The sequence below is a fragment of the Cereibacter ovatus genome (genome assembly GCF_900207575.1).
Taxonomy (GTDB): Bacteria; Pseudomonadota; Alphaproteobacteria; order Rhodobacterales; family Rhodobacteraceae; genus Cereibacter_A; species Cereibacter_A ovatus.
The window spans coordinates 52584-60359 of record NZ_OAOQ01000021.1; the positions used below are offsets into that span (position 1 = coordinate 52584).

Genomic DNA, 7776 nt, shown 5'->3' on the forward strand with positions numbered 1-7776 from the left:
GCGCCGTCTCAGACGTGCAGGAACCGCTCGCGGATCTTCGGGTCGGCGGCCAGGTCGGCGCTGTCGCCCTGCCAGACGATGCGGCCGCGCTCGATCACCAGATGGCGGTCCACCAGCCGCGACAGCGCGGCGATGTTCTTGTCGATCACCAGAATGGCCATGCCCTCGGCGCGCAGGCGGGCAAGGCAGTCCCAGATCTCGGCCCGGATCAGCGGCGCAAGGCCCTCGGTCGCCTCGTCCAGCACCAGAAGGCGGGGGTTTGTCATCAGCGCGCGGCCGATGGCCAGCATCTGCTGTTCGCCGCCCGACAGCTGGCTGCCCAGATGGCCACGACGCTCGGCCAGGCGTGGAAACAGCGCCACGACCTTCGCCAGATCCCAGGGGCCGCCGGGGCGGGCGGTGGCGATCAGGTTTTCCCGCACGCTGAGGGTGGGGAAGATCTGCCGCCCCTCGGGGACCAGCCCCAGCCCAGCCCGCGCCACTGCGAAAGGGGGGGCGCCGGTCATGTCGCGGCCCGCCACCTCGATCCGGCCCGAGGTCGGGCGGATCAGGCCGAAGATGGCGCGGACGGTGGTGGTCTTGCCCATGCCGTTGCGGCCCAGCAGCGCCACCGCCTCGCCGGCCGCGATGGAAACGTCGATCCCCGACAGCACCTGCGAGCCGCCATAGCCCGCAAAGATCCCCTGAAGCCGCAGAAGGATCATGCGCCCTCCTCATCGCCCAGATAGGCGGCGCGCACCTGCGCGTCGGCGCGGATCGCGTCGGGCGTGCCGGTGGCGATCAGCCGGCCATAGACCAGCACGCTGATCCGGTCGGCCAGCGCAAAGACCGCCTCCATGTCGTGCTCGATCAGCACGATGGAAAGCCGCCCCTTCAGCCCGGCGATCAGATCCAGCAGGGCCGCGCTTTCGCGGTGGCCGGTGCCGGCCAGGGGCTCGTCCAGCAGCAGCACCTTCGGCTGCATCGCCAGCGCGATGGCGATTTCCAACTGGCGCTTTTCGCCATGCGACAGGGTGCCGGCGCTGCGGTCTTCGGCACCCGCCAGCCCCGCGGCGGCAAGCGCCTCGGCCGCCTGATCGTTCAGCGCGCTTTCGCGGGCAACCTGGCGCAGGAAGCGAAAGCTGGACCCCGACCGCGCCTGCACCGCCAGCGCGACGTTTTCCAGCGCCGTCAGACCGGCAAGGATCGAGGTGATCTGGAACGACCGCGCCAGCCCCCGCCGGGCCCGGGCGGCCATCGACAGCCGGGTGATGTCATGGCCCCCCAGCAGGATGCGCCCCGCATCGGGGGCAAGGCTGCCCGACAGCTGATGGATCAGCGTGGTCTTGCCGGCGCCGTTCGGGCCGATGATGGCGTGAAGCTCGCCCCAGGCCACATCGAAGCTGATCCCGTCGCTGACCTTCAGTGCGTCGAAGCTTTTGGTCAGGCCGCGGACCGACAGGGCAGGGGTCATCGCCGCCCCCGAAGCGCGCCCAGCAACCCGCCGCGGGTGAACAGCACCGCCAGCACCACCGCAGCCCCGAAGGGCAGCCGCCAGTGCGTGGTCAGCCGCGCCAGCGCCTCTTCGGACAGGATGAAGGCGATGGCGCCCAGAACCGGGCCGGTCAGCGTGCCCATGCCGCCCAGAACCACCATGGCGATCATCTCGCCCGACCGCGCCCAGCCCATGTAGGACGGCGAGACGAAAGCTGCGTGATTGGCCAGCAGCACCCCCGCCACCGAGGCGATCATCCCCGAGATCGCATAGGCCGTCAGCCGGTAGCCGAAGGGGGAAAAACCGATGGCCTGCATCCGGGTCTCGTTCTCGCGTGTGCCGGTCAGCACCCGGCCAAAGCGCGACCGGGTCACCGCGCGCAGCAGCGCCCAGATCCCCGCCAGCAGTGCCAGCGTGACATAAAAGAACCGCAGGCTGCTTCCGAACGGATCGGCCCCGAACAGGGTCGAGCGTCCGGCCAGCGCCATCCCGTCATCGCCGCCATAGGCCGACAGCGAACTCATCAGGAAATAGGCCATCTGCCCGAAGGCCAGCGTGATCATGATGAAATGCACCCCCCGCGTCCGAAGCGAGATCGCCCCCGTCACCAGCGCGAAGGCGCCCGCCGCCGCCAGCGCCACGGGCAGCTGCACCTCAAGCCCGGTGACCCCGTTCGCGGCCAGGATCCCCGCCGCATAGGCGCCGATCCCCAGATAGGCGGCATGGCCAAAGGACACCATGGCGCCGAAGCCAAGGATCAGGTCCAAGGACAGCGCGGCAATGGCAAAGATCAGCGCGCGGGTCAGCACCACGGTCAGGAACGGCTCTCCCATCGCGGAAAACAGCGCGGGCATCGGCAGCAGCACCGCGAAGGTCACCAGCATCGCGCGGTCTGAAAGCCTCATCTTTGCACCGGGAACAGGCCCGCGGGGCGGACGGCCAGAATCGCCGCCATCAGGATATAGATCAGCATCGGCGCCAGCGTCCGGCCGGTCTGGCTGGCCATGTCCGGCTCCATCAGGCTGCGCAGCAGGATCGGGCCAAAGCTGCGGCCCAGGGTGTCGACCAGCCCCACCAGCAGCGCCGCGACAAAGGCCCCCCGGATCGAGCCGATGCCCCCGATCACGATGACCACGAAGGTCAGGATCAGCACCGTGTCGCCCATGTCGGGCTCGGCCGAGATCACCGGCACCATCATCGCCCCGGCAAAGCCCGCCAGCATCGCGCCTGCACCAAAGACCAGCAGGAACAGCCGGTTGATGTCGGTTCCCAGCGCCGAGACCATCGCCCGGTTCGACGCCCCTGCGCGCAGAAGCATCCCCAGACGCGTGCGGTGGATCATCCACCACAGCCCCAGCGCCACCCCCAGCCCCGCGCCAAGGATCGCCAGCCGGTAGACCGGATAGCGCAGGGTGCCCCAGACCGGGATCGACCCCGACAGCGCCTCGGGCAGATCGACCGAGATCGGCGCCGACCCCCACAGGATGCGCACGCCCTCGTTCAGCATCAGCATCAGACCGAAGGTCACCAGCACCTGATCCAGGTGACTTCGGTCGTAAAGCCTGCGGATCACCAGCCATTCCAGCACCAGCCCGAAGGCCAGCGCCACCGGCACCGCCAGCACAAGCCCCAACAGGAAGTTGCCCGCAAGACCCGTGAAGGCCGCCGCCAGATAGGCGCCGACCATGTATTGCGCGCCATGGGCCAGATTGATCACATCCATCACGCCGAAGATCAGCGTAAGACCCGCCGCCACCAGAAACAGCAGGACGCCGAATTGCAGACCGTTCAGGCCTTGCAGGATCAGAAGATTGGTCATGGCCGCAGGCGGGGCAGGGCGGGCGCGCCCGTCACTTCATCGGACATTCGGCGGCATAGGCATCGACGGGTTTCTCCAGCACCTTCTCGACGATCTGGGTCTGGAACTTGCCGTCCGCACGTTCGGCCACGCGGGTGACGTAGAAATCCTGCAACGGGAAGTGGTTGGCGCCAAAGGAAAACTCGCCCCGGACGCTGTCGAAATCGGCCGCCTTCAGGGCTGCGCGCAGCGCGTCCTTGTCGGCCAGATTGCCACCCACCGCGCGGATTGCGGAATCCAGGAGGTAAGCCGCGTCATAGGCATGGGCCGCGTAAGAGGCCGGCACCCGGTCGTATTTCGCCTCGAACGCGGCGACGAAGGCGCGGTTGCGCTCGGTATCCAGATCGGGCGCCCAGTCGCCACCGGAATGGAAGCCCACGGCGTCCTTCTTCTGGGCGGGAAGCGTCACCTCGTCCACGGTGAAGGTGGAATAGAACGGGATCGTCTCAAGCCCCGCCTGCCGATACTGGCGCACGAAGTTCACCCCCAGCCCGCCCGGCATGAAGGCATAGACCGCATCCGGCGCGGCGGCGGCGATCTGGGCCAGTTCGGCCGAATAGTCCATCTGGTCCAGCGGCACATACAGTTCATCCGCGACCTCGCCGGTGTAGGTGCGCTTGAAGCCGGTCAGGTGGTCCTTGCCGGCCTGATAGTTCGGCGCGATCAGGAAGGTGCGCGCGGCCTTGCCGCTGACATAGGCGCCCACCACCTCGTCGGGCTGGTCGTTCTGATAGGACACCGCGAAGAAGTTCGGGTTGCAGCCCGCCCCCGCCAGCGCCGAGGGGCCGGGGTTGGGCGACAGCACGAACACGCCCGCCTCGGTCAGCGGGCCGGTGATCGCCATCTGCACGTTGGAATACATCGCCCCCACGACGACATCGACCTTGTGCGATTCCACCAGCTCACGGGCGCGGTTCACCGCGACATCGGGCTTCAGCTCGTCATCGACGACGATGACCTCGGACTCCAGGCCGCCCAGCTTGCCGCCCATCTCTTCCAGCGCCAACAGGAAGCCGTCGCGCCCCTGTTCGCCCAGCACCGCCGCCGAGCCCGACAGCGTCATCATCACGCCCACCTTGACGCCTTCGGCCAGCGCCGGAAGCGCCGTCAGCACCAGACCCGCCGTCAGCGCCGAAATCCTTGTGATCCGCTTCATCGCAAACTCCCTCGTTGCCGCGGGCCGCTGTCCTGCCGCCACGGCGGCCGGGCCCTTGCCGTCATTTCTGGGCGATCGGGGACAGTCGTGCAACCCGCAACCCGGGACCGGCGACCATCCGTCCGGGCGGCAGTGCCGCAGGCGCGGGATTTTCGGTCAGGACGAAGGTGCCGCGCCGCGCATGGCCCTGAGGGCTGTGCGGGCTGTGGTACCTCCATGATGCCTGGCACCGGCACAGCACGTCCGGAAAGCGCCCGTCAAAGCGCCCGTCCGCCCCGCAGCCTGCGGCGCGCGAAGCGGGACTGCGGGCAGGGCGGGCACGGTATCGCGGCACCGGCACCGCACGCCCCCGAAACCCGACCGTTCCCAACCTCGGGTGCCCCGAACACGGCCCTTCCGAAAGCGGTTCGCCCCGCAGCCGCCGGGCCGCAAGACGGCCTGCTGCCGGTCGGGGCTATGCCATCAGGGACAGCAGGCCGATCGCCAGCGAGACCAGTGCTGCTGCCATCGCGGTGCCGGAAACGATCCAAAGTCCGGCCTCGGACCGGGCCGCGGGCGGATCGAACGGGGCAGACAGCCCTTCAAGCCGGACCTGCCCCCGTTTCAATTCGTCCAGCGCGGCGGTCAGCCCGGCCGCTTCGGCCTGGTGCCGGGCCAGCATGTCGCGGCAGGCGGCCACATCCTCGATCAGCCGGCCAAGCGCACGGATTTCCGCGGTTGTGTCCGTGCCAGAGGGGCGCAGCAGGATCTCGGACCCATCCGGGACATGGGCCCGGATGCAAAGCGTGAAGTCCATCCCTGCCTCGAGCGGCGGGTCGAGCGGCACGGAAAAGCCATAGCTGCCGGTGCCGATGCCGGCGGCCTGAAGATCGCGGCGGGGGCGGTCGGCGGCCCCGGTCGCCACCACCCGCCCCTCGCGCCGGACCTCGATCAGCGCATGGGCGGCGGGGTCGCTGCGGTCGATCACCCAGCCTGCGATGCGATCGGGGCGGATCACGTCGATGGCGCCATGCAGCCGCGGCCCGACCGGCGCGGCCGCGGCGCTGCCAGAGGCGGGGGGCTGAACCGGGGAAACCAGGGTCATTCCGCAGCCGCCAGAGGTGCCGGGAAGCGCGCCGCCAGCCGCGCGGCCAGCGCCAGCGGCTCGGCCAAGTCGGCCGGGGTCACGACAGGCGCCTCATAGGGTTGCACGGCCCCTTCGGCAATCCGCTCTTCGATGACCGCAAGGGCCCGGGCCACGTCGTCGAAGGGCGCCGCGAACAGGTCGTAGATCGAATAGCGCCACCATTCGGTCGCCAGCGCCCGTTCGATCAGATTTTCCGGAATGCGGGTGCGGACAACCCGCCCGGGGGTGCCCAGCACCACGGAATAGGGCGGGACGTCCTTGGTGACGGTGGTCCGGGCGCCGATCACCGCCCCATGGCCGATCTTCACCCCCGACTTGATGAAACAGCCCTGACCGATCCAGACGTCATTGCCGATCTCGGTGATCGGACAGCTTTTGTGGAAGGGCCGGCGTCCGGCGCGGATCTCGTCCATGCGATCGGGGGCCACCAGGCTGTCCCAGCCATAGACCTGTGGCCAGTAGGCCGCGCGCGAGGTGGTCAGCCAGTCGGTCGGATGTTCATGCACGCCGATGATCGTGCCCGCGGCGATGTTGCTGTAGCGCCCGATATGGACATTGTTCAGCGTCCCGCCGCTGAGACTGCAAAAGGCGCCGACCCGCAGTTCGGCCCCGGGAACGATGGTGGCGATGATCGTCGTCGGCGCCTCGATCCGCGAGGTTTCGGCCAGTTTCTTCGTCTCGCGCATCCCGGGCAGAAGCAGGCCCACGCGTTCGAGCGCCACGAGGTCGGAATGTTTGAGGTCGAAGGGAAGCTGAACCATGCATTTACCTTTCTCGGCCGGGACTGTCCGTTGGCTGCGCCCGGACGCTAGGACCAACAGGTTGAGGAAGCGTGAAGCGGCATGGCCTCGCCGGTGACAAGATCCGCCTGGCCGTCCGTTGCCACCGCCCACAAGGCGCGACCGTGGCCCGTCGCGTCCATCTTGACGACCTTCAGGCGGCTGATCGCGTGATCTGCATTGCCCGGTGGAGTTGTTTTGGTGTTCCGCTTTCGGCCGTCGTCATTCTTCCGGCCGTGCTGACCCCGGGCGCAAAACCACACCCGCCCGCGCCGCAGAAATCCACATCCGCATCAACGCCCTTGGCACAGCCGAGATCGTCCGCGTCACCTGAAGCCGAAGGCGAGGGGGCTCTCATGCCCCAAGCGCACGTTTGGCAACAACGCCCCACGGATGACGGCCTTCATCAGATCCGTTGGGCCGCGGCTGGCAAACAGACGCGGGTGCATCATGCTGTGAGACAACGAAAACGCCGGACACTGCCGGCTGCGGCCGCTTTGGCCAAAGCAGGTGGCGGAAGAGGTGGGATTCGAACCCACGGACGACTTGCGCCGTCGCTGGTTTTCAAGACCAGAGCCTTAAACCACTCGGCCACTCTTCCATGCCTGCCGCCCTTGATGCCCCCCTCACCCGGTCGAGGGTACGGGCCACGCATCGCAGGGCTGTCCATATCGCTCTGTAGCCACAAAAAAAACATAGGTCCAGCATGGCTGGCGGCGCAGATCTGAAACGGCACTCCAGGCCGCGTCGCCGCCTTGCCGGTCGGAACGCCCGACGATATCGGCCAGGACATGCGCCCGGCTGTCTTCTGGTCTCTGCCCGGGCCGGAACAGCACGCCTGTCTGTCGCGATACCTTGTGTCATGTGATGGCGCGGAACCGGATGTCGTGCCCGCTGGATATTGTCCGGATCACCGTCCTTGCGCGTCGATAACGGCGTTGAGCCCGCCGGGTGCCCGATGGGATGCGTGTGAAACGGCAGATGCGGAAGGGCAGGGGGATGATGCGAATCCCGACGCCGGGGGGATGCGCGGGGCCGCCATCGGCACGCGGATCGGCCGGCAGGCGCCCGTATCGCCGTGATGACGGGCCGCCGATGCCAGGAAAACAAGGGGCTCGGGGCCACCTTCGTGGGCGTCATTGCCCGCGGGTCTGCACCGAATCCGGATCGTTCTGACGGAATCGGTCGGCGGCGAACCTGGCCCGCGGCGGGCGGCCCCGGGCGGAGTTTTTCCGGTAAATAGTATTACTTATCAGTGTCTTATCCTGTGTCATGTGTATTTGTTTATTTTTCCTCTTGCGGGTTTTTTGTGTGTTCCCTAGATAGCGGCTCACCGAAGCGGAACGGCGACGGTTTTTGGGGTTGGGTTGCGGCGGTGCTGCG

8 protein-coding genes and 1 tRNA gene are annotated in these 7776 nt (G+C 67.9%); all 9 read right to left on the minus strand.

Annotated features, from left to right (window positions below; all coding sequences use genetic code 11):
- Nucleotides 1–8: 8 nt before the first annotated feature.
- Nucleotides 9–704 (minus strand): ABC transporter ATP-binding protein, encoded by a 696-nt coding sequence (locus CRO07_RS15920; protein WP_097031645.1) that lies wholly within the window; start codon nt 702–704, stop codon nt 9–11.
- Nucleotides 701–1453 carry an ABC transporter ATP-binding protein gene (locus CRO07_RS15925; RefSeq protein ID WP_097031646.1) on the minus strand — a complete coding sequence of 251 codons (753 nt, stop codon included), beginning with the start codon at nt 1451–1453 and terminating at the stop codon, nt 701–703. Before CRO07_RS15925 ends, CRO07_RS15920 begins: the two co-directional genes overlap by 4 nt.
- Nucleotides 1450–2379, minus strand: coding sequence for a branched-chain amino acid ABC transporter permease (locus CRO07_RS15930; RefSeq protein ID WP_097031647.1), 930 nt, complete (start codon nt 2377–2379; stop codon nt 1450–1452). Before CRO07_RS15930 ends, CRO07_RS15925 begins: the two co-directional genes overlap by 4 nt.
- Nucleotides 2376–3293: a branched-chain amino acid ABC transporter permease gene (locus CRO07_RS15935; protein WP_097031648.1), complete on the minus strand. Its 918-nt coding sequence runs from the start codon at nt 3291–3293 to the stop codon at nt 2376–2378. The genes CRO07_RS15930 and CRO07_RS15935 overlap by 4 nt, the downstream gene beginning before the upstream one ends.
- 31 nt (nt 3294–3324) lie before the next feature.
- Complete coding sequence (locus CRO07_RS15940) at nt 3325–4488, minus strand: ABC transporter substrate-binding protein (protein WP_097031649.1); 1164 nt, start codon at nt 4486–4488, stop codon at nt 3325–3327.
- A gap of 454 nt (nt 4489–4942) precedes the next feature.
- Entirely contained in the window at nt 4943–5572 is a 630-nt protein-coding gene (locus CRO07_RS15945) for a hypothetical protein (RefSeq protein WP_097031650.1), read from the minus strand.
- Nucleotides 5569–6375, minus strand: coding sequence for a CatB-related O-acetyltransferase (locus CRO07_RS15950; RefSeq protein WP_097031651.1), 807 nt, complete (start codon nt 6373–6375; stop codon nt 5569–5571). The genes CRO07_RS15945 and CRO07_RS15950 overlap by 4 nt, the downstream gene beginning before the upstream one ends.
- A gap of 529 nt (nt 6376–6904) precedes the next feature.
- Nucleotides 6905–6994, minus strand: a tRNA-Ser gene (locus CRO07_RS15955).
- A 535-nt stretch (nt 6995–7529) separates the two neighbouring features.
- Nucleotides 7530–7776 (minus strand): hypothetical protein (locus tag CRO07_RS18955; RefSeq protein WP_204840034.1); only part of this gene is annotated, 247 nt, incomplete at its 5' end.